At 68.6% G+C, this 18,881-nt stretch carries 20 protein-coding genes and 1 tRNA gene; 4 read left to right on the top strand and 17 right to left on the bottom strand.

Annotated elements, in window-relative coordinates; all coding sequences use genetic code 11:
- Nucleotides 1–30: 30 nt before the first annotated feature.
- From ACXJJ3_RS30180 to ACXJJ3_RS30205, 6 genes are all read right to left on the bottom strand, one after another.
- Nucleotides 31–2,493 (bottom strand): ABC transporter permease, encoded by a 2,463-nt coding sequence (locus ACXJJ3_RS30180; RefSeq protein ID WP_458165231.1) that lies wholly within the window; start codon nucleotides 2,491–2,493, stop codon nucleotides 31–33.
- Between the two features lies 1 nt (nucleotide 2,494).
- The gene (locus ACXJJ3_RS30185) at nucleotides 2,495–3,274 is read right to left on the bottom strand and encodes an ABC transporter ATP-binding protein (protein WP_458165232.1); all 780 of its coding nucleotides are present in this window, start codon (nucleotides 3,272–3,274) and stop codon (nucleotides 2,495–2,497) included.
- Between the two features lie 99 nt (nucleotides 3,275–3,373).
- A complete protein-coding gene (locus ACXJJ3_RS30190) occupies nucleotides 3,374–4,042 on the bottom strand; it encodes a response regulator transcription factor (RefSeq protein WP_458165233.1) in 669 nt (222 codons plus the stop codon).
- Complete coding sequence (locus ACXJJ3_RS30195) at nucleotides 4,043–5,221, bottom strand: sensor histidine kinase (protein WP_458165234.1); 1,179 nt, start codon at nucleotides 5,219–5,221, stop codon at nucleotides 4,043–4,045.
- Nucleotides 5,222–5,292: 71 nt separating this feature from the next.
- On the bottom strand, nucleotides 5,293–5,934 hold the full coding sequence (locus ACXJJ3_RS30200) for a TetR/AcrR family transcriptional regulator (RefSeq protein ID WP_458165235.1): 642 nt from the start codon (nucleotides 5,932–5,934) through the stop codon (nucleotides 5,293–5,295).
- A gap of 59 nt (nucleotides 5,935–5,993) precedes the next feature.
- Entirely contained in the window at nucleotides 5,994–6,989 is a 996-nt protein-coding gene (locus ACXJJ3_RS30205) for an acyl-CoA desaturase (RefSeq protein ID WP_458165236.1), read from the bottom strand.
- 124 nt (nucleotides 6,990–7,113) lie between these two features.
- Here ACXJJ3_RS30205 and ACXJJ3_RS30210 point away from each other — a divergent pair.
- Nucleotides 7,114–7,185: transfer RNA gene (locus tag ACXJJ3_RS30210), tRNA-Gln, on the top strand.
- A 1,106-nt stretch (nucleotides 7,186–8,291) separates the two neighbouring features.
- Here ACXJJ3_RS30210 and ACXJJ3_RS30215 read toward each other — a convergent pair.
- The 3 genes from ACXJJ3_RS30215 to ACXJJ3_RS30225 all read right to left on the bottom strand — a co-directional run bounded on the left by ACXJJ3_RS30215 (nucleotide 8,292) and on the right by ACXJJ3_RS30225 (nucleotide 10,580).
- A complete protein-coding gene (locus ACXJJ3_RS30215) occupies nucleotides 8,292–8,663 on the bottom strand; it encodes a hypothetical protein (protein ID WP_458165237.1) in 372 nt (123 codons plus the stop codon).
- Between the two features lie 1,156 nt (nucleotides 8,664–9,819).
- Nucleotides 9,820–10,074 carry a hypothetical protein gene (locus ACXJJ3_RS30220; protein ID WP_458165238.1) on the bottom strand — a complete coding sequence of 85 codons (255 nt, stop codon included), beginning with the start codon at nucleotides 10,072–10,074 and terminating at the stop codon, nucleotides 9,820–9,822.
- 50 nt (nucleotides 10,075–10,124) lie between these two features.
- Nucleotides 10,125–10,580, bottom strand: a complete 456-nt coding sequence (locus ACXJJ3_RS30225) for a hypothetical protein (RefSeq protein WP_458165239.1) — start codon at nucleotides 10,578–10,580, stop codon at nucleotides 10,125–10,127.
- A gap of 421 nt (nucleotides 10,581–11,001) precedes the next feature.
- On the opposite strand from ACXJJ3_RS30225, the gene ACXJJ3_RS30230 reads away from it, so the two are divergent.
- Nucleotides 11,002–11,355, top strand: coding sequence for a hypothetical protein (locus tag ACXJJ3_RS30230; protein ID WP_458165240.1), 354 nt, complete (start codon nucleotides 11,002–11,004; stop codon nucleotides 11,353–11,355).
- 6 nt (nucleotides 11,356–11,361) lie between these two features.
- Here the strand turns inward: ACXJJ3_RS30230 and ACXJJ3_RS30235 are convergent, their stop codons facing one another.
- From ACXJJ3_RS30235 to ACXJJ3_RS30245, 3 genes are read right to left on the bottom strand one after another with little or no spacing between them, the layout of a single operon-like run.
- Nucleotides 11,362–11,751, bottom strand: coding sequence for a VOC family protein (locus ACXJJ3_RS30235; protein WP_458165241.1), 390 nt, complete (start codon nucleotides 11,749–11,751; stop codon nucleotides 11,362–11,364).
- Between the two features lie 32 nt (nucleotides 11,752–11,783).
- The gene (locus ACXJJ3_RS30240) at nucleotides 11,784–12,089 is read right to left on the bottom strand and encodes a hypothetical protein (RefSeq protein ID WP_458165242.1); all 306 of its coding nucleotides are present in this window, start codon (nucleotides 12,087–12,089) and stop codon (nucleotides 11,784–11,786) included.
- A gap of 16 nt (nucleotides 12,090–12,105) precedes the next feature.
- Nucleotides 12,106–12,513, bottom strand: coding sequence for a hypothetical protein (locus ACXJJ3_RS30245; RefSeq protein ID WP_458165243.1), 408 nt, complete (start codon nucleotides 12,511–12,513; stop codon nucleotides 12,106–12,108).
- On the opposite strand from ACXJJ3_RS30245, the gene ACXJJ3_RS30250 reads away from it, so the two are divergent.
- Together ACXJJ3_RS30250 and ACXJJ3_RS30255 are read left to right on the top strand one after the other, a co-directional pair.
- Complete coding sequence (locus ACXJJ3_RS30250) at nucleotides 12,439–12,987, top strand: GNAT family N-acetyltransferase (RefSeq protein ID WP_458165244.1); 549 nt, start codon at nucleotides 12,439–12,441, stop codon at nucleotides 12,985–12,987. The two genes, ACXJJ3_RS30245 and ACXJJ3_RS30250, sit on opposite strands and share 75 nt — an antisense overlap.
- Nucleotides 12,984–13,490, top strand: coding sequence for an N-acetyltransferase family protein (locus tag ACXJJ3_RS30255; protein ID WP_458165245.1), 507 nt, complete (start codon nucleotides 12,984–12,986; stop codon nucleotides 13,488–13,490). The genes ACXJJ3_RS30250 and ACXJJ3_RS30255 overlap by 4 nt, the downstream gene beginning before the upstream one ends.
- Here ACXJJ3_RS30255 and ACXJJ3_RS30260 read toward each other — a convergent pair.
- From ACXJJ3_RS30260 to ACXJJ3_RS30280, 5 genes are all read right to left on the bottom strand, one after another.
- On the bottom strand, nucleotides 13,431–13,892 hold the full coding sequence (locus tag ACXJJ3_RS30260; protein ID WP_458165246.1) for an NUDIX hydrolase: 462 nt from the start codon (nucleotides 13,890–13,892) through the stop codon (nucleotides 13,431–13,433). The genes ACXJJ3_RS30255 and ACXJJ3_RS30260 overlap by 60 nt on opposite strands.
- On the bottom strand, nucleotides 13,893–14,909 hold the full coding sequence (locus ACXJJ3_RS30265; protein ID WP_458165247.1) for a threonine ammonia-lyase: 1,017 nt from the start codon (nucleotides 14,907–14,909) through the stop codon (nucleotides 13,893–13,895).
- A 203-nt stretch (nucleotides 14,910–15,112) separates the two neighbouring features.
- The gene (locus ACXJJ3_RS30270; protein WP_458165248.1) at nucleotides 15,113–17,176 is read right to left on the bottom strand and encodes a DUF222 domain-containing protein; all 2,064 of its coding nucleotides are present in this window, start codon (nucleotides 17,174–17,176) and stop codon (nucleotides 15,113–15,115) included.
- 156 nt (nucleotides 17,177–17,332) lie between these two features.
- Complete coding sequence (locus ACXJJ3_RS30275; protein WP_458165249.1) at nucleotides 17,333–17,908, bottom strand: nucleotidyltransferase domain-containing protein; 576 nt, start codon at nucleotides 17,906–17,908, stop codon at nucleotides 17,333–17,335.
- Nucleotides 17,909–18,074: 166 nt separating this feature from the next.
- Entirely contained in the window at nucleotides 18,075–18,866 is a 792-nt protein-coding gene (locus ACXJJ3_RS30280) for an alpha/beta fold hydrolase (protein ID WP_458165250.1), read from the bottom strand.
- Between the last annotated feature and the right edge of the window lie 15 nt (nucleotides 18,867–18,881).

Raw genomic sequence — 18,881 nt, forward strand, 5'->3', positions numbered from 1 at the left:
CCGCCCCCTCAAGCGGGGCGAGCCGCCGGCTTATTCGGTGGCGAGGGCGCCGGCCGGGGCGACCTTGGCGGCGCGGCGGGCCGGCAGGACCGAGGCGAGCAGGCCCGCGACCGCGGCGACCGCGGCGATCGCGATCAGCAGCGTCCCGGGGACGGCGTACTCGACACTGCCGCTGACCGTCTGACCGCCCATCAGCGCGCTCGTCCCGGTCCACCCGTAGATCAGGCCGAGGACGATCCCGAGCCCGGCCGCGACCACCGCCATCAGCAGTGACTCGACGGCGAGCATCCGGCGCAGCTGGCCACGGGACAGGCCCATCGCCCGGAGCAGCGCGTTCTCCCGGGTCCGCTCCAGCACCGACAGGCTGAGCGTGTTCCCGACGCCGACCAGCGCGATCAGCACCGACACCCCGAGCAGCCCGATCCCGACGATCAGCAGCACGTCGAAGATCTGCGTGTACGTCGCCCGCTTGGCCAGACCGCCCTCGACGGTCAGGTCCTTCACGCTCGGGATCGACTGCTGCACCGCGTCGATCACGTCCGGCGCGTTCGCCTTCGGGTCCGAGGCCAGCCAGTACCCGGTCACGTGCGCGTCCGGCGCCAGCTTCGCCAGGTCGGTCGAGGCGAGCGTGATCGGGTCCAGCCCGATCGACAGCTGCGCGGTCAGCGTGAGCTTGTGCTGCCCGGCGACGAGCGTGATCGGCTTGCCTTCTTCGACGTTCAGCCCGCGCATCGTCGAGTACGTGAGCAGCGCCGTACCGGGCTTGAGCTTCCCGGCCAGCTCCTGGTTGTGGATCACCGAACCGGCCTGGGCCGGGTCGATCCCGGTGGCCGACATCTCCTGACCGGCGGCCTTCACGTCCGCCGTACTGACCGGGACCACCTGGGTGATGCCCTTGATCTCGCGGAGCTGCTGCTGGGCGCCGGCCGGCATCTTCTCCTTCCACGCGGTCACGGTCAGGTCGACCGGGTACTGCCCGTTCATCGACACGTCGAACGTCTTCTGCACTGAGGCGATCCCGACGCAGGTCAGGCTGATCAGCGTGACGCCGATGAGCAGCGCGGACGTGGTCGCCGCGGTCCGCTTCGGGTTCCGTACGGCGTTCGCGACCGCGATCCGGGCCGGTACGCCGCCACCGCGGGCGGGCAGCGCGCCGATCAGCCGGATCAGCGCCGGTACCAGCAGCGAGCCGAGCGCGAGCACCCCGAGGAACGAGATCGCGCCACCGCCGGCCCCGATCACCACCTGGTGCATCGCGGCACCGGCCGCCAGCAGTACGCCGCCACCCGCGAGCAGCAGGAAGCCCAGGAGCAAGCGCAGTACGCCGGCCCTGGACGCGGCCGCCGGAGCAGCTTCCGGGCGAAGGGCGGCCAGCGGCGCCACCTTGGTAGCCCGCCGCGCCGGGACGACGGCCGCGATCAGCGTGGCCAGCGTGCCGAGCAGGAGCGGGACGAACACCGACGCCAGGTCGAGGTGCAGCGGCACCTTCGGGATACCCCAGTCGAACTCGCGGGACAGCGTCAGCGCCAGCGCGGACAGCGCGACGCCGAACACCACACCGACCGCGGACGCGGCCACACCGACCACGCTCGCCTCGGCGAGGACCGACGTGAACACCTGCCGGCGGGAGGCGCCGACGCAGCGCAGCAACGCCATCTCCCGGGTGCGCTGCGCGATCACGATCGTGAACGTGTTGCCGATCACCAGGCACGCGACGAACAACGCGATCAGCGCGAACATCCCGAACACGCCGCCGAGAACGTCGATGCCGTGCGTGTAGTCCTCGACCTCGTGCTGGATGAACTCCTCGCCGGTATAAACGGTCAGCTCGCCCGCGACCACGGCCCGGGCGGCGTCGGCGAGCTGCACCTGGGAGACGCCGGGCTTGGCGGCCAGCGCGATCCCGCGGACGAACGCGTCCGGCGAGATGATCTTCATCGCGGCGGGCGTGACGACCGCGGGCGCCGTACCGACCGACTTCTCGTCGTCGACCAGGCCGACCACGCGGAGCGTCCAGGACTTGCCGTCGTACGAGCCGATCCGCAGCTGGTCGCCGACGCCGAGCTTGTGCTTGGCCGCCTGCCGGGCCGCCAGGGCGATCTCGTTCGTTGCGGTGGGCAACCGGCCGGACGAGGTGCCGGGACCCGCGATCACGGTGCTGTCGTGCAGGGTGTCGATCTCGATGCCGCTCGGCCGGACCTGGTCCGGGAAGGCGGCGTTCAGGTACGCCGTGGTGAGCGTGACCACCGCGGCCGCCTGCTGGACCTGTTGCGCCTTGGTGATGTCGGCCGGGGAGATCGTCGCCCGCGACGGGTAGACGACCGCGTCGACACCCTTGTACTGCGCGCCGATCGTCTCGTCGATGCCGTGCGACGCCGACGAGTGCACGATCATCGCCAGCGAGCCGAACCCGACCCCGAGGACGATCGCCAGACAGGCGGCGACCAGGCGGCCCAGGTGGGCGCGCAGCGAGGAGAGGAGTGAACGTCGCACGTCAGGCCCCCAGCTGCCGCAGCGCGTCCAGGACGCTCTCCGGGGTGGGCTGCTGCAGCTCGCCGGCCAGCTTGCCGTCGGCAAGCATCACGACACGGTCGGCGTACGACGCGGCCAGCGGGTCGTGGGTCACCATCACCACGGTCTGGCCGAACTCGCGGACCGAACGGCGCAGGAACCCGAGCACCTCCGCCCCCGACCGGGAGTCCAGGTTGCCGGTCGGCTCGTCGGCGAACACCGCCTCCGGACGGCCGACCAGGGCCCGGGCCACCGCGACCCGCTGCTGCTGACCGCCGGACAGCTCCGACGGGCGGTGCGTCAGCCGGTCCTCCAGCCCCAGTACGTCGATCAGCGTGTCCAGCCACTGCTGATCCGGCTTGCGGTTGCCGAGCTCGAGCGGGAGCAGGATGTTGTCCTTCGCGGTCAGCATCGGCAGCAGGTTGAACGACTGGAACACGAACCCGATCCGGTCCCGGCGGATCTTGGTCAGTTCCGCGTCCGCCAGCCGGGTCAGCTCGGTCTCGCCGAGCAGCACCTGACCGCTGGTCGGCGTGTCCAGCCCGGCCAGGCAGTGCATCAGCGTCGACTTGCCGGACCCGGACGGGCCCATGATCGCGGTGAACCGGCCGACCCCGAAGTCCACCGAGACCCCGTCCAGGGCGGCCACCGCGGTGTCGCCCTGCCCGTACACCTTGCGCAGCTCGTGGGCGCGGATCGCGGTCCGCGGCGTACCGTCCTGCGGCAGCCGGCCGACCGCGGGCTGCGGTGTCTGCAAGCTCATGTCACTCCTCGACTCAAACTGAACGTTGGTCAAGAAGGTAGTGAGCGCGGCACCCGATCTCGTCGGACCGCAGACTGGAGTGTGTGTACGACCTGGGTATTACTTGGTCGGTTTCACCAGGCCGGTCTCGTACCCGAGGACCACCAGCGCGACCCGGTCCCGGAGGCCGGTCTTGGCCAGGATCCGGCCGATATGCGTCTTGACCGTTGCCTCGGACAACGTGAAGAGCTTGGCGATCTCGGTGTTCGACAGACCGCGGGCGACCTCGATCAGTACCTCGCGCTCGCGGGCCGTCAGGTCCTTCAGGTCCGGCCGTTCGGTGTCGGTGTCGGGCAGCGCCCCGGCGAAGTGCTCGAGCAGCCGTTTCGTCGTACTGGGGGAGACGACCGCGTCCCCGGAGTACACCTGGCGGATCGCGTTCAGCAGGTCCGCGGGCGGGGTGTTCTTGAGCAGGAAGCCGGCCGCGCCGGCCTTGATCGCGGCGAACGCGTACTCGTCCAGGTCGAAGGTGGTGAGCACGATCACTTTGGGTGCTTGCGGCAACGAGTTCACCTGCCGGGTGGCCTCGACACCGTCCAGGCGGGGCATCCGGACGTCCATCAGCACGACGTCGCAGGCCGTCACCTGGATCTTCTCGACCGCCTCGCCGCCGTCACCCGCCTGCCCGACCACCCGCATGTCGGGCTGCGAGTCCACCAGCATCGTGAACCCCGCTCTGACGAGCTCTTGGTCGTCGACAAGGAACACCCGGATGACTTCGTCGCTCACTTACGCTCCGCTCGGCAGGTTGTACGGCAGCCTGGCGATCACCTCGTACCCGCCGCCTGCCTTCGGTCCGGCGCTCACCGTACCGCCCGAGACCGAGACGCGCTGCCGCATCCCGACCAGGCCGTGCCCGGGATCCGCGCTCGGCGCGACCCCGGCACCGCGGCCGTCGTCGGTGACCACCACGGTCAGCATCTCGCGCCCGAAGTCCAGCGCGACGGAGGTGCGCGCTCCCGGCCCGGCGTGTTTCAGCGTGTTGGTCAGCCCCTCCTGCACGATCCGGTACGCCGTCAGCCCGAGCAGCGCGGGCAGCTCCCGCGGCTGACCGGTCACCGTGTACTCGACGGCGAGCCCGGCCTCGCGGACGTTCTCGATCAGCTCCGGGAGACTCGACACGCCCGGCTGCGGGCGCGGCTGGTGCGGGCCGAGGTCGGACTGCTCGTCCTGTTTCAGCAGGCCGAGCATCTTCCGCATCTCGGTCAGGCTCGCGCGGCCGGTGTCGCCGATCGTCGCGAGCGCCTTCTTCGCCGCCTCCGGGGACTGGTCCGCGGCGTAGAGCCCGCCGTCGGCCTGGACGATCATGATCGACAGGCCGTGCGCGACCACGTCGTGGATCTCCCGCGCGATCCGGGTCCGTTCGTTGCTGACCGCGAGTTTCGCCTCCCGGTCCCGGTCCCGCTCGAGCTGAGCGGCCCGCTCCTCGAGCTGGGCGACGTACAGACCGCGGGTCCGGCGGCGTTCGCCGACCGCCCAGACGCCGAAGACGACCGCGCCGAGCGCGAACATCATCGTGATCTGCTGCTTCCAGTCGGAGCTGGCCCAGTACCGGCTGGTCGCCATCAGCACGCCCATACCGCCGATGCCGAGCGCGATCCGGCTCAGCCGGACGTCGCCGAACACCGTGATCGAGTACAGCGCGACCAGCAGACCGACGTTCCCCAGCTGCAGCTCGACGCCGGTCAGCCACTGCAGCGTGGCCACCGAACAGACGGCGAAGAACACCAGCTCCGGGTGTGTGCGGCGCCAGATCAGCGGGACCAGCATGCCGAACGCCAGCAGACCGCCGAAATGCGCCTGCGCCAGCGACAGGAACCCGAAGACCATGCACAAGCCGCCGGCCAGGAACAAGTCGAACGCCTTGCTCCGGGCAGGCAACGGCCGCGCGGCGAAGATCCCCGTCATGCCCGCCAGGGTACGGGCTGGCGACTCGCGTCGGGTCATTCCAGGGGCTGAAGCGGGTGTACGACTGGGGTCTATTTGTGTGGCCGGGTCGAGAGCGTCGGCTTGGCTTCGAGGCCGCTGAGGCCGTTCCAGGCGAGGTTGACCAGGTGGGCGGCGACGTCCGGCTTCTTCGGCTTGCGCGCGTCCAGCCACCACTGCCCGGTCAGCGCGACCATCCCGACCAGCATCTGGGCGTACATCGGCGCGTTCTTCGGCTCCAGCCCGCGGCGCTTGAACTCCTCCGCGAGGATGTGCTCGACCCGGGTCGCGACATCGCTCAGGATCGAGATGAACGACCCGGTCGACGACCCGACCGGCGAGTCCCGGACCAGGATCCGGAAACCGTCGGAGTTGTTCTCGATGTAGTCCAGCAGCGCCAGCGCGGCCTGCTCGACCAGTTCGTGCGCCCGGCCGGCCGTCAGCGACTGCGTGACACCGTCGAGCAACGCCCGTACCTCGCGGTCCACGACCACGGCGTACAGACCTTCCTTGCCGCCGAAATGTTCGTAGACGACCGGCTTCGAGACCTCGGCGCGGGCCGCGATCTCCTCGACCGAGGTGCCCTCGTACCCCTTCTGCGCGAACAGGCCGCGGGCGATCGTGATGAGTTGCTCGCGACGCTCGGCACTGGTCATCCGGATCCGGCCGGACCGCCGCGGTTTGGGTTCCGTCACGTCGTGATCACGTCAGCATCATGCCGTACTTCGAGTCGTGCAGGGGCAGGTTTTCGCTCTCAGGCAGCTTTCAGCGTACGCCCCGAGGCGTCCACCCGGCGGGCCTCCAGCCGTTCCTTGACCGGCCAGCGGACATCCGACACCCAGCCGCGCTTCTCGAAGAACCAGATGCACCGCGCCGACGTGTCCAGTTGACCCTTCAGTACGCCGTGCCGGGCGCAGGTCGGGTCCGAGTGGTGCAGGTTGTGCCACGACTCGCCCTGGCTGAGGATCGCCAGCCACCACACGTTGCCCGACTTGTCCCGGCTCTTGAACGGCCGGTCGCCGATCGTGTGGCAGATCGAGTTGATCGACCAGGTGACGTGGTGCAGCAGCGCGATCCGGACCAGGCTCGCCCAGAAGAACGCGGTCAGCGCACCTGTCCAGGACCAGGACCAGAGACCGCCGATCACGGCCGGCGCGAGCAGGCTCACGGCCACCAGCAGCGGGAACATCCGGGACACCTTCACGACGTCCTTGTCCCGCAGCAGGTCCGGCGCGTACTGCCGCTGCGGGGTCTGCTCGGTGTCGAACAGCCAGCCGACGTGCGCGTGGAAGAAGCCCTTGGTCAGCGCGCCCAGCGTGTTCCCGTACTTCCACGGGCTGTGCGGGTCGCCGTCGCGGTCGGAGAACTTGTGGTGCTTGCGGTGGTCCGCCACCCACCGGATCACCGGCCCCTCGATCGCCAGCGACCCCGCGACCGCGAGCACGATCTTCAGCGCCCGGTTCGGCTTGAACGACTTGTGTGTGAACAACCGGTGGAAACCGATCGAAATCCCGTGCCCCGCGACCGTGTAGAACACCACCGCCAGCACGATGTCCCGCCACCCGAGAAACCCACCCCAGGCAATCGGCACCGCCGCCAGCACCGCCAGGAACGGCACGCCGATGAACAACCCCAGCGCCACCTGCTCCCAGGTCTTCTTCTGCTCACCACCGAGCGTCCCGGTATGAACGTCGTCGACGGCCGCGCTACGGGTGGGCGCGTCCGGCACAGTCGCAGTAGGTGGAGTCATGACGTGTTCTTCCCTCGGCTCCAGGGGTCGTTACCTACGCCACCGTAACCTACGGCCCCGTAGGTAAGGAACCCCTCAGCGTGTCATCCACCCCACTCATGGCAAACTGTCCCGGCAACCACGATCCCCCGTGGGGTAATCGGCAGCCCGCGAGACTTTGAATCTCGAAGACCAGGATCGAAACCTGGCGGGGGAGCAGCGCAAAACCCCGGCTCGAAGGTCTCTGAGCCGGGGTTTTGCTAACGGATCCGCTAACAGGCCACCGGGAACCGGGGGCGTCGGGGTTGTCATCGTCGGGGTCCGTGGCCGTCGCTTCGATGTCTCCGTCGACGGCAGCGGCGAAGGTGTCAGCAACCTCGTCCGCGTACTTGCGGATGACGTTCGCGTAGACGCGGAGGGTGACCCCCGGGTCGACGTGGCCCAGCCCGTTCCGCACAACGTGAACTGGCACACCGGCGGTCAGGAGCAGGCGGCGTGAAGGTGCCGCGTGCAGCCGAGCGTGAGGTAGCGGCTTCGGGGGCCGGGGGAGTTCCTGCCGCTCGGTACGCCGGGTGCCCGGGGATCGCAGACTCGTGGTACTGCCGAATGAGGACTGACCTCAGGTTGGTGACGCTGTCCGGCGGCACCGGTCGACCGAGCCCGGTCGTGACACGTAGTCACCGCCCTGCCAGGCGTCCCCGGCAATCTCCTGTTCTGCACGCTGACGACCACGATGCTCACGAAGGATCGCCAACGTCTCCTTGTCGAGACCGACCGTCCATTCCCGACCACTCTTGGGCCTGCCGCAGCCCTGCCGTCCTGCTCGGCTTCGACGGCCACGTCTGCTCCGTGTTCGCCGGATACCCGGCACCGCAGATCACCGACGAACTGCGCAGCCTCGGGCTCGACCAGGTCGGCCAGCTCCCGCCGGCTATGTCCGCGATCACCAGCCGCACGAATGCCTCAGCACAGCCGCCGAATCTTCCGAGCTTGGACGGTACGCCGAGGCAGCGCTACAGACCGCCGAGATCAAGGCCGTTGAGAGCGCCACACATAAACCTGGAGTAGAGGCCTTCCTGAACGCCGGGATGCTGGCCGACCGCTCGCGATCGTCAGCAACAACACGGTCGCATCGGTGGCGCCTACCTCAATCGAGTCGGGTTAGCCCGTCTCGTCAAGCATATAGAGGCCCGCAGCCCGTCCGAGCGACATACGGGGCCGCCGGAGGTGACGCCTTGATCACCCAGATCGACGAACTCACCCAGGCGATCCGCGCCGCCTGACGGCTACCTCTAGGTTGGCGGTCCAATTGAGCTGACTCAGTCAGCAACCGTTGGCATGGTATGTGATTCGCGCGCCGGTTGATCCGCGCAACTCGACTGAGCCGGGCTGGAACGTCGCCTCGATCGGGCCGTCTGGGAGTTCGAACGGGGTGGGGTACATCGTGCCGCATTGATCGTGCACATCGACAGAGACCCAGATGCGATCGACTGGACCAATCTGCAGTATGCGGGGGGCCTGCTCGCGGGTGATGCAGACCCTCCCGTCGGAGCTGCAGGCTTTCGAGGTTTCGTGCGTGGAGATCCGAGAGACGATCGAGGCGCCAGCCATGGTCAACAGGATGGCCAGCGCACCGGCGGCCATCCATGCAATGCGCGAGGAGGTTGCGACCGGAGGAGGCGCGGCTTCGTCCATGCTGATGATTCTGCCCTGTGGCGCGGGCAGGCCGAACGGCTTCACCTCAGCCGAGCGCTCAGCCGGATTTGGCGCTTATGGATCAAGGCGCGCCTTCGGCGCGGGCGTGCGCATGCGCCCCCGGCCGCTGGCCGCCCGCGCCGCACGCTTCGGGCATCTTCCGTGAACAGCCCCCAGGGGCTCCGCCCCCGGACCCCGACCTCACTCCGAGATGCCACCGAGCCGTCTTTCACCAGCAGGCGTGTTTTAGGGAGAATGGCGGTGTGAACGATCAGCCGAGGGGCCGCAGTTGGCTCGGCGGATATGGGACGAGTGGGACCGCGAGTTCTTCGTCACGCGATCGTTGCTTCTCCTGATGGCCGGACCGACTGGTGCGTTGCTCGGTGGAGCTGGCGCCGCAGCGGATGCGGGGGAAAACTGGTGGCCATGGTTGGCCGGTGGGATCGCATGGCTCGTGCTGTCGTCGCTCGGCTCCATAGCGATCTGGGCCGTCGTGTTCACCGGCCGCCCATCACACGCCCGTCGCCGGTAGCCGTGCTGTTGCTAACGGATTTGCTAACAGAACGTGTGGACTGCTGTAGACACGGCCCGCGATCGAGAGGTTGCAGGCTGAGGGGAGAGCGTCGGGGATGCCTACACAGACGCCTGTCGACGGTCGATTCAGCAACCTTGAATCTCGAAAGACCAGGATCGAAACCTGGCGGGGAGCAATCCAAACTCCGGCTCGGGACCCTCCCGAGTCGGGGTTCTGCTCGCCTGAGGAGTCCGGCGGCCAGCAGTCTTCGAGGATGCGTGCGACCGTGGCGTCCAGACTGTCGTCGGCCGTGATGATGCCTTTGTCCAGGTCCGCGATCGGCTGGAGGCCCCGGTACCACTGTCGCATCTCGGGCCCGCCCCAGCAGGTGTCTCGCCGCCAGGTCGATAAGCCCGATCGGGTGGCCTCCGGAGTTGTTCCCAGTCCCTAGGTGGTCACGTCTGATGACGTCCTGGCCGGGGATGGCATCCGTGCCGAACGGGCGCGCGGCATGGATAGCGGCGACCACCGACTGCCCGATCCGCTGTTGCCTCGCACCATGATCAGCCGTGTCGAACTCGAACCAACGGCGTCGTTCCCCACCCAGCACTCCTCTGATCCCCGGATGATGCGTGGCGATCGTCAGTCATCGTTATCTGCTCGGAACGCGTCGACGGCCCGCTCCCGCAACATGTCCAGCTGGACGGTGAGGATGCCGATGACCTCTTCGACGTTCATGCCTTCGGTCTCGCGGAATGCCCAGCTGGGACGGCCTTCATCGTCCAGGCACTTGACCAGGATGATGCCTTCCAGGGCGGTCCAGCCCGGCAGCAGCGGTGGGACCCGGAAGCCGTCGCCGATGACCTGGGCAAGCGGTTGTCCGTACTCACTCGACATGACCAGCATGCTCTCAGGTGATCGCGGTCGGGTGCCACGACGGATCGGCCTCACCAGCCTGAGGCAGGGCCGTGATAGGTCACGCCGTACCGTCGGCACGCGTCCGCCAGGGCTCGATCGGCTGTTCGGAGGTCGGCCCGATCGATGATCATGACCTCGGCGAAATGCCGGAAGCCTGACGGCGGCGGATCGGCACGCGAGTCCACAAGTATGTAAGGGAACGGTCCACCCGAGTTCGGGCCGATCGCCCAGACGAGCTGACGCGACCACCGTTGGAACACCACGTGACGCAGGTCGGACCAGGCAACGGCTTCACGGCGTTCGCCCCGGTACATCCACACCAGATGCTTGCCGTCGTCGACGAGCTGACTTGTCGCGCACACCTTGGACCACCACCACGCCCGGAGGACCCCGGCGAGCACGGCCACGACACCGAAGATCGCCACACCAATCGTCTCGAGCGCGATCCCGGCTCCGACGAACACAAGCCCGACCGCGGAGAGCATCACGGCTCCTCGCCAGGTCCCCCGTTCGGAAGCGCTGACAAGAACCACCGCAGATCCGGCGTCATCAGGTGGATGCCCCACGGCGGCGTCAGGTCGTGACAAGGAGCGCCGAGGCGCCGGTAAACGCGGACATTGATTCAGGTGCCATGTCTCCCTCACCGTCCGAACCGGGAGTAGACATCCTATGAACGTTCCTGTGGTGGACCACGATGCGGCGGACCGCAAACAGCGTACGGTTCGCGGGTGGAGCGCGTGTTGTTGGATCGGGTGGTTCAGACGGACTACGGGCAGTTCGATCTTGTGTGGGACGGTGGTGTCGGCTTCGACGGGCACGCGGATCGGTTCTTCGCGGGGCAGGTCAACGGCCTCGCCGGTGCTGCGCATGGCGGTGGGGTCTACCTGCATTTCGCGCGGCGCTCCGGTGGGGTCGCCGCTGCGGATCGTGCTGATGGAGACGGCGCCGTCCGAGCCGGAGGATTCTTGGGAGGACGTCGTCGAGGTGTCGATCGACGTACCGGCCGGAGCCGACGCCGGGTGGTCGTCGTGGGCCGGCGAGTCCGGAGGCCGCCTCGAAGGGTTGGCGGCGGGCAGCTACCGGCTGCGGTTGAGCGCCCGAGGACGCGATGCGGGGCGGGACGGGGAGTTCGAGGAGGGGCTGGTCGACGCGTACTCATCCAGTTGTGGCCGGCCCATGCCGCGCCTGACGCGATCCTGGCGCGTAGGCAGCCACGATGACGTGTATTGGCACGACGCCTGGGGGAACCGTCGTACCTGATGCGCTCTATGCGTCGGGTTCGGGGACCCAGCACAGGCAGAACGGGTGGCCGGCCGGGTCGGCGTAAACCTGGACTCCGCGGGCGGTGGTACGGTCTTCGGCGGGTTTGAGGAGGCGGGCGCCGAGGTTGACGGCTCGTTCGTGGGCGGCGTCGTGGGCGGCGAGGCCCTCGAAGTACAGGTCGAGGTGGATCTGCTGCGGCGTACCGTCGGGCCAGTCCGGGGGTACGTGGTCAGGTACGAGCTGTACGCCGAGCGCCCACCCGCCGTCGACCCAGATCGCCCGCCACGTGCTGCCCCACTCCTCGACCCGCCCGTCCAGGAACGCGCCCCAGAATGCGCTCTCCGCATCGATGTCGGCAGCGTCGAACACGATCATCCGGTGCTTGATGTCCATGGCAGGCAGTCTGCCGCCCGAGCTGCGAGAAGTCAGCGGTGGCGTGGTGGTGGTTGGGGGCGGCGGTGGGCGTGCACTACTGCGGCGGTCCAGGCGGCCAGCGCGATGAGTAGGCCGATTGTCGCGCCGATTGTGGGGGCGTTGGCGAGGCTGCCGAGGGTGGCGCCGGCCGTGGTCAGTGGTAGTGCGGCGGCGATCAGTAGTCCGAAGGCGTCGCCTGGGGTGCCGAGGTCCTGGAGGCGTTTGGTCAGGGGACGGCGGGGGCGCATGGTTAGTAGCAGTTGGGCGCTTACGACGATCGCGACTGCCAGCGCTAGTAGATACGGCACGGTCCCCACGGGAGCATTCTCGCTGTTAGGGGAGGTTCTTCTTGAAGAATACGGCCGAGTCTTTGTAATCGAGGGCTTGGTAGAACGGGCCGGCTCGACGGCTCGCCAGGGACAGGTAGGCGACGGGACCGTTTGCCAGGAAGGTGAGGTGGGTGCTGGCGAGGAGGTAGCCGACGATCTTGCCTTCGGCTGTTTCGGCGACCAGTAGGAGGGTTCCTGGTACGTCGACCAGTTGGGGCCAGGTGGTGTTGAAGGCTGCGCGTTCGGGGGTGAAGGAGGTGGCGAACGCGTGCCCGCGTAGGCGATTCCCGCAGCAAACCCGGTGCGGGGAGTGCGGAGGGTCTCTATCCTCGCGGCCATGGAACTTCGCGATGAGCGGGCGGGTGATCGGCAGGCGGTGCGGGACGTTCACCTGCAGGCGTTCGGTGATCACGGGCTTGTGGTGGCTGAGCTTGTCGAGAGTTTGCGGGACACCATCGCGTCGGACGGCGGCTTGTCGTTGGTTGCCGAGCGGGACGGGCGGGTGGTCGGGCATGTCATGTTCACCCGGAGTCTGCTGGATGCGCCGCGGCGGTTGGTCGACGTACAAGTCCTCAGTCCGTTGGGTGTGCTGCCTGACGTGCAGCGAAGTGGAGTTGGATCGGCCTTGGTACGGCGCGGGCTCGAGGTTCTTGGCGAGCGGCGCGTTCCGCTGGTGTTCTTGGAGGGGGATCCGGGGTACTACTCGCGGTTCGGCTTCACGCCGGGTGGAGAGGGTGGGTTTCGGAAGCCGTCGTTGCGTATCCCGGACGGAGCGTTTCAGGTGTTCAGGCTTCCGGCGTACGAGCCGTGGATGACCGGAACGTTGGTCTATTCGGAGACGTTCTGGCGGCATGACGCGGTGGGCCTCCGGGCTCCCGGCGCATGATCATCCGGCGGGTGTGTACGGCGGACGTCGCGAGTCTCCACGAGAATCGCCTGTGTGGGTTGACGATCGGGGAGACCGCGGAGTTGGTGCGGTCGGCGGTGGAGCGGGAGGCGGGGGAGGAGTTCCGTTTCCTGGTTGCTGTTGACGGGCGGGGCGTGGCGGGGATGACGACCGTACGGAGGCTGGAGCACCGGATGCGGCGGCATCGGGCGGAGCTCGGTGGATTCGTGATCGTGCCGGCGGCGCGGGGGACGGGGCTGGCGCGGCGGATCGTCGGGGCGGCCGGGGAGGAGGCTGCGCGGTGGGGGTGCTCGGTACTGGAGGTGAGCTGCCGGGGTGGGACCGATGCGGAGCTGGCGTATCGCGGGCTCGGGTTCGAGGAGTGGGCGAGGTTGCCGGGCGGGCTGCGGGATCGGGGAGACCTGGTGTACGACGAGGTGCGGTTATGGATGGATGTCGACGGGGGTGCGAGGGATGCCGTCGGTGAGCAGGGCGGTCAGTAGGCGGCCGAGGTTGGGCGGGTAGACCGTGTCCTGCGTGGCTTCGAGTTCGTGGGCGTGCCACCAGCCGAAGGTGAGGATGGTGCGGGATTCGTACGGCGTCAGCTCGGCGGGCGCCGGCTCGAAGTGGTTGACACGGTGCAGCAGCCACTCCTCGTGTACGTCGTACCGCTGGTCCTCGTACTCGTATGTGTGATCCCGCCACCAGACGTGTACGCCTGTGGGGAGATCGCGCAGGCCCGTTTCCTCGTAGGCCTCCCGGGCGGCCGCCTGCTGGAGGGATTCGCCGGGCTCGATGCCGCCGCCGACCGGGTACCAGTAGGTGGCGTCGGCGTTGCGCGACTGGATGAGGAGGAGCCGGTCGTCGGGGTCGAGCAGGAGGAGTTTGACTGCTTGGCGGAGCATTCAGATCCAGCTCCGGTACTTCGTCGGGTCGACGTTGCTGCCGCAGATGATCGTGGTCACCGGGCGCCCGGCGAAGCGGGCCGGGTCTTCCAGGATCGCGGCAATGCCGAGGGCGGCGGACGGTTCGACGACCAGACCGGCCTGGTCGTGGAGCAGGCCGATCGCGGTGACGATGGTGGATTCCTGGACGAGTACGGCGTCGTCGGCGACCTGGAGGAGATCGTCGAGTACTTCGGGGATGGGGTGGCGGCCGGCGACGCCGTCGGCGATCGTGTCGGCCGTTTCGGTGCTGATGACGCGGCGCGCGTGCCACGAGCGGGTCAGCGCGGGAGCGCCGTGCGGTTGCACGCAGACGACTTCGACGTACGGCGTGAGCGTCTTCAGCACGTACCCGATCCCGGTCGCCATCGCGCCTCCGCCGAGCGCCACCAATACGACTGGCAGGTCGGCGGCCGCTTGCTCCATGACGCGGTCGTCCGGCGGGGCTGATCGCGACGGATCGGTGTACCGCAGGAAGGAGTCCACCAGCTCGAGGCCGATGGTGGCCGCGCCTTCGCAGGTTTCCAGGTCCAGGCTGTCCTCCAGCAGGCGGATGCCGTCGTACTGCGCGATCGCGGCGGCGCGTTCGCGGGCGAGTTCGTGGTCGCCGTCGACGAGTTCGAGCTTGGCACCGAGGGCACGGATGCGGTCGAGTTTGGCTGGGGTCGCGTGCCGGGACGCGACGACGGTGACGTCGAGGTCGCGGTGCCGGCCGGACCAGGCGAGAGCCTGGCCGAGGTTGCCGGCGCTCGCGCACACCACGGCGCGGGAATTGCTGCGGGCGAGTCGATCGGCGACGACCTCGGTGCCGCGTCCTTTGAAGCTGCGGACCGGGTTCGCGGTTTCGAGCTTGATGTCGAGCGAACATCCGAGGACAGGCTCGAGCGCCTCACACCGGTAGAGGGGGCTGGCCAGAAACACCGGGTCGATCACCCGTCGCGCCGCTCGAATCCGCTCCATATCGAGCCGTGTCTGCATGACGGCAGCCTAGGTGCCAGGGGCGGCGCTCGGTGGCCAGGACTCCGCGTGAGACTCCAACCTGAAACTGCTCCAGTTGCGTCCATCAGAGTGGGGCACGGCGGCCCTAGTCGGGGTGGAAGGCGACTGGGTGCACGGGCAGGCCAGGATGTCTGTCCGGTGGCTGGCGCGTATCTCGCTGCGGGTGTCGCAGCGTGTTCGTGTCAGAAGGGTGGAGGGTCGCCCGATGCGGGCTCGCCTGTTGGTGGGGGTGGTTGTTGGGTGATGGGGCCGCGGGCGGGTGGGACGGTTGTGTATCTGTGGCCGGTGGGTGCGGTCAGCGTGACCGAGCCGTCGGGATGGTTCGTGCAGGTCCAGCCCCAGGCTTTGGTGTCTTTGATGACGTGGTGGTATTCGCAGAACGGCGCGAGTCCGGTCAGGCTGGTGGTTCCGGTTTGTGCGAAGGGGGTGCCGTGGTCGCGGTCGCATTCGCGGGAGGTGCGGTTGCAGCCGGGCCAGGCGCAGACGGGGTGCCGGGCGAGGAGGGTCTCGCTCACGAGTGTGCCGGGGTCGTGGCGGGTGGTGGAGGCTTCGAGCACGGTGCCGTTGACCGGGTCGGTGAGCAGGCGTCGCCAGGTGCCGTCGGTGGCGATGGCGCGGGCCATCTCGGCGGGGATGGGCCCGTAGCCCGCGAGTTCGCAGGGGTCATCGTCCGTTCCGACCAGGGTGGTGATCGGGACGGTGATTTCGATGTGGGGCCGTCTGCGGTGCTGGTCGGGGAGTCGGCGGCCGAGCCAGTCCAGGCCGTTGTGGAGCATGTGGTCGAACAGGTCGGCGATGACGTCGGCGCGCCGTTGCGGCGCGATCCGTTCGTCGCGTGCCGGACGAGAAGGATCGGCCGGTGCGGCCGGTGCGGCCGGTGCGGTCGATGCGGCGCGTCCGGGAGGTTGTGGTCGCCGGGCTTCGCTGGTGGACTCGGTTCCGGTCCCGGCTTCGGTCCCGGTCCCGGCCTGGGTCGCGGTGGGCGAAGCGGCGGCTCGGGTGGATGACGCGCGGCCGCCGATGCTGGTGCCGCTGCTGGTGTTGGGGCGCTGAGCGGGTGCACTGCCACGCACGCCGCCACGCACACCGGACGCGCCGTCCGGCGTGCTGTCTGGTGCGCGGTCCGGGGTGGTGGTTGTGGTGGTGTCGGTTGTGGTGGGGCGTTTGGCGAGGTCGGCTATGGCTTGGATGACGATCCAGATTTGCTGGATTTTGTCGGCGGTGTGGACGACCCACAGGCCGGCCATCCCGTCGGGCAGGGGGACGATTTTGCAGGTCCGCTCACGCGCCGCCTCGCGGTGCCGGTCGGTGTCTTCGGCGGTGGTGTGTTTGGCGACCTGGCGGCGCAGGGAGGCGTTCAGGTTGGCGTGGGTCTGGCCCGGGGCCCGTTTCAGGACGTGGGCTTCGACGGCTTGGGCGGCCGACGCCGGGAGTGCGCGGGTGGCTTCGGAGATGGCCAGGGCTTTGGAGAATGAGATGGCGCCGCAGCGTAGGGCGGTGTGGGTGGCGGTCAGGGTGCCGGTGAGGTGCAGGGCGGTGTCGATGTGGCGTGCGGCGGTGGTGGGAGACAGGTGCAGGGCGGCGCCGATCTCGGCGGTCCAGGACCGTTCGGGGTCGATCGGGCGGCCCGAGGAGTCGATGTGGGTCGGGCGCGGGGTCCCGAACGGGCCGGCGAGTTGGGCCGTGCGTTGCCGCACGAACGAGGCCATCGAATCGGTCTTGATCGCGGCGGCCCAGGCTTCGAGGCGGGCGGCGGCTTTCATGGCCTCGATCAGCGCGACCGGTGACTCGCACTGTGGCCGCAGCTTCTCCAGTTCCGCGGCGAGTTCGGCGCCCGGCGGCAGGAACACCCACGCCGGTGCCTTCAACTCGAGCATGGCGCGTTCGGCCTCGTCCTGCTCGACCCCGGCCCACTCCAGCCAGTCGAGTTGCTCGACCCGCGACATCGGCGGCAGGTCGCCGTACAGGACATCTTCCTCGTCCAGGTACCGCGGCACGCCACAACCGTCCACGTCGTACAGACCGTCCAGGAAGTCGGCGTCATACGCCTCATCAGGCGGCGCCTCGGGCGGGCACCGATCCGGCGGCAACGGGTCGGCCAGCAGATCCCCAGCCAGCGGATCGATAGACGGCAGATCGATAGACGGCAGAACTGAAGACGCCGGGCGGGCCGGCGCGCCCGGAGAAGTCTGCTGCGGGGCAGTCTCCGGCCGGGCGGCGCGGGGGCCGATCAGCGCTACAGTCATGTGTCTATATTAGAACAAATGTTCGATCAAGGCAATTCTGGTCGTTGCTGAGAGCAACTGTAGTCATGCAAGGCCGTGCGAGTCCGAGGGGTTCCCGTGCGCAGGCTGTTGTCGCGCTGCGTCTCGTGGTGGCGCCGCCACCCCCGGCGTAGGTGACTACTTCAGGCGGGCGAGCCAGGCGTGGTCGGGGTAGCGGGGCTCGATGTGGTTGTGGAGCCAGGTGCGGCGGGGTGCGTCGAGGAGGGCGGCGACGTCGTGGAAGTCGGCGGTGTCCTTGACACGGTCGGAGCGGGACTTGAACAGCAGCGCGATCTCCGGGGCCAGGTACGGGAGGCCGGTGGCGGTTTTCAGCGTGATGGCGTCGAGTGGTTTGCGGATGGTGCCGCGGCCGCGGTGGTAGACCCAGTCGTCGCCGTCGGAGGCCGCGAGGATGATGCGGACCGGGGCCGGGAACAGGTCGTCGGGGAACGCGAGTACGTCGGGCCCGGGGGTGAGTGTCTCGCCCACAACCCATGGGCGCTGGGCGCCGGTCTTCGGATTCTCGACGGTTGGGCGCGGGTCGGGGAAGGCGGCGGTCACGAGGTCGAGGTCGCGGGCCAGGACGAGTACGTCGACGTCGGTGTGCGGCCGGCGGACCCGGTCCGCGAACAGGTCGAGTGCCCACCCGCCGGCGATCCAGTAGCGGCCGGGGTAGTCGGCGAAGTACTGGTGGACGGCATTCAGAGAATGCATTACGGGACTCCCTCGGATGAGGTCGGATGCGGTGAGCCCCGGTGAGAGAGTCAGAGCCGCCGAGGTTTTCGAGGCGGCACCGCGCATGGTCTGCGCATGGGAACCACCTCCTTCTCGCTCTGACACTCGACCCACGATGGTAGCTGTGCCATGGCTCACCCCGATGTCAGCCCGCGAGGAAGTTCCGGATGTGGCCGGACCAGGTCTCGGGCTGTTCGAAGTGGCACATATGGGCGGTGCCGGGGAGCACCTGGAGCCGACTTGGCACGGCGTTGTGGAGGCGGTGGGCGAGTTGGACGGGGAAGCCCATGTCCTTTTCGCCGTGCAGGATCAGGATCGGGTGCCCGAATTCGGTGAGGATCTGTTCCGGGTCCCGGGTGATCCATTGCTTGGTGCCGTCCTCGGACCAGTCGCCCAGGTCGGAGCCCAGTAACTGCAGGAACTCGGGGGCGCGGTCGAGGTCCCAGACGAAGATCGTGGAGTTGCGGAGGGCGCCGTTCGCCGCGTCCTCGAGGCGTTTCCGCCGGTGGTACTCCGGCCAGTCCGCCAAGTAGGGCGCAGCGTCCGCCGACGGGTACGCCGACGTCGACGCGAGCACCAGCCGCCGTACCTGCTCCGGATGGACGTCGACGAACTGGATCGCGGCGCGCCCGCCCGTCGAGAACCCGACCAGATCGACCAGGCCGAGCCCGAGCCGGTCGATCAGCCGGGATATGTCGCGTACGACGTACTCGGGCTGCAGTTGGTCCACCGCCAACCCGCGGCTGCTCCGGCCGCAGCCGCGGAAGTCGAACAGCACCACATGATGATCCTGCGCCAACGGCTCGAACCCCGGCACCAGATACCCGTGCCCGACATCCGGCCCACCGTGGATCACCACCACAGAAGGCCTCTCGCTGCGCCGCCCGAGCTCCCGCAGGAACAACGTCACGTCCCCGAGATCCACCAACTCACCCATCCACGAACCCTTCCA

This window comes from Kribbella sp. WER1 (assembly GCF_054189145.1).

What these genes read in the sequence shown, in the direction of transcription:
- ACXJJ3_RS30185 (WP_458165232.1), bottom strand. Translation starts at nt 3,274, where the DNA reads ATGAGCTTGCAGACACCGCAGCCCGCGGTCGGCCGGCTGCCGCAGGAC.
- ACXJJ3_RS30195 (WP_458165234.1), bottom strand. Translation starts at nt 5,221, where the DNA reads ATGACGGGGATCTTCGCCGCGCGGCCGTTGCCTGCCCGGAGCAAGGCG.
- ACXJJ3_RS30205 (WP_458165236.1), bottom strand. Translation starts at nt 6,989, where the DNA reads ATGACTCCACCTACTGCGACTGTGCCGGACGCGCCCACCCGTAGCGCG.
- ACXJJ3_RS30215 (WP_458165237.1), bottom strand. Translation starts at nt 8,663, where the DNA reads ATGGACGAAGCCGCGCCTCCTCCGGTCGCAACCTCCTCGCGCATTGCA.
- ACXJJ3_RS30220 (WP_458165238.1), bottom strand. Translation starts at nt 10,074, where the DNA reads ATGTCGAGTGAGTACGGACAACCGCTTGCCCAGGTCATCGGCGACGGC.
- ACXJJ3_RS30225 (WP_458165239.1), bottom strand. Translation starts at nt 10,580, where the DNA reads ATGCTCTCCGCGGTCGGGCTTGTGTTCGTCGGAGCCGGGATCGCGCTC.
- ACXJJ3_RS30235 (WP_458165241.1), bottom strand. Translation starts at nt 11,751, where the DNA reads ATGGACATCAAGCACCGGATGATCGTGTTCGACGCTGCCGACATCGAT.
- ACXJJ3_RS30250 (WP_458165244.1), top strand. Translation starts at nt 12,439, where the DNA reads ATGGAACTTCGCGATGAGCGGGCGGGTGATCGGCAGGCGGTGCGGGAC.
- ACXJJ3_RS30255 (WP_458165245.1), top strand. Translation starts at nt 12,984, where the DNA reads ATGATCATCCGGCGGGTGTGTACGGCGGACGTCGCGAGTCTCCACGAG.
- ACXJJ3_RS30260 (WP_458165246.1), bottom strand. Translation starts at nt 13,892, where the DNA reads ATGCTCCGCCAAGCAGTCAAACTCCTCCTGCTCGACCCCGACGACCGG.
- ACXJJ3_RS30265 (WP_458165247.1), bottom strand. Translation starts at nt 14,909, where the DNA reads ATGCAGACACGGCTCGATATGGAGCGGATTCGAGCGGCGCGACGGGTG.
- ACXJJ3_RS30270 (WP_458165248.1), bottom strand. Translation starts at nt 17,176, where the DNA reads ATGACTGTAGCGCTGATCGGCCCCCGCGCCGCCCGGCCGGAGACTGCC.
- ACXJJ3_RS30275 (WP_458165249.1), bottom strand. Translation starts at nt 17,908, where the DNA reads ATGCATTCTCTGAATGCCGTCCACCAGTACTTCGCCGACTACCCCGGC.
- ACXJJ3_RS30280 (WP_458165250.1), bottom strand. Translation starts at nt 18,866, where the DNA reads ATGGGTGAGTTGGTGGATCTCGGGGACGTGACGTTGTTCCTGCGGGAG.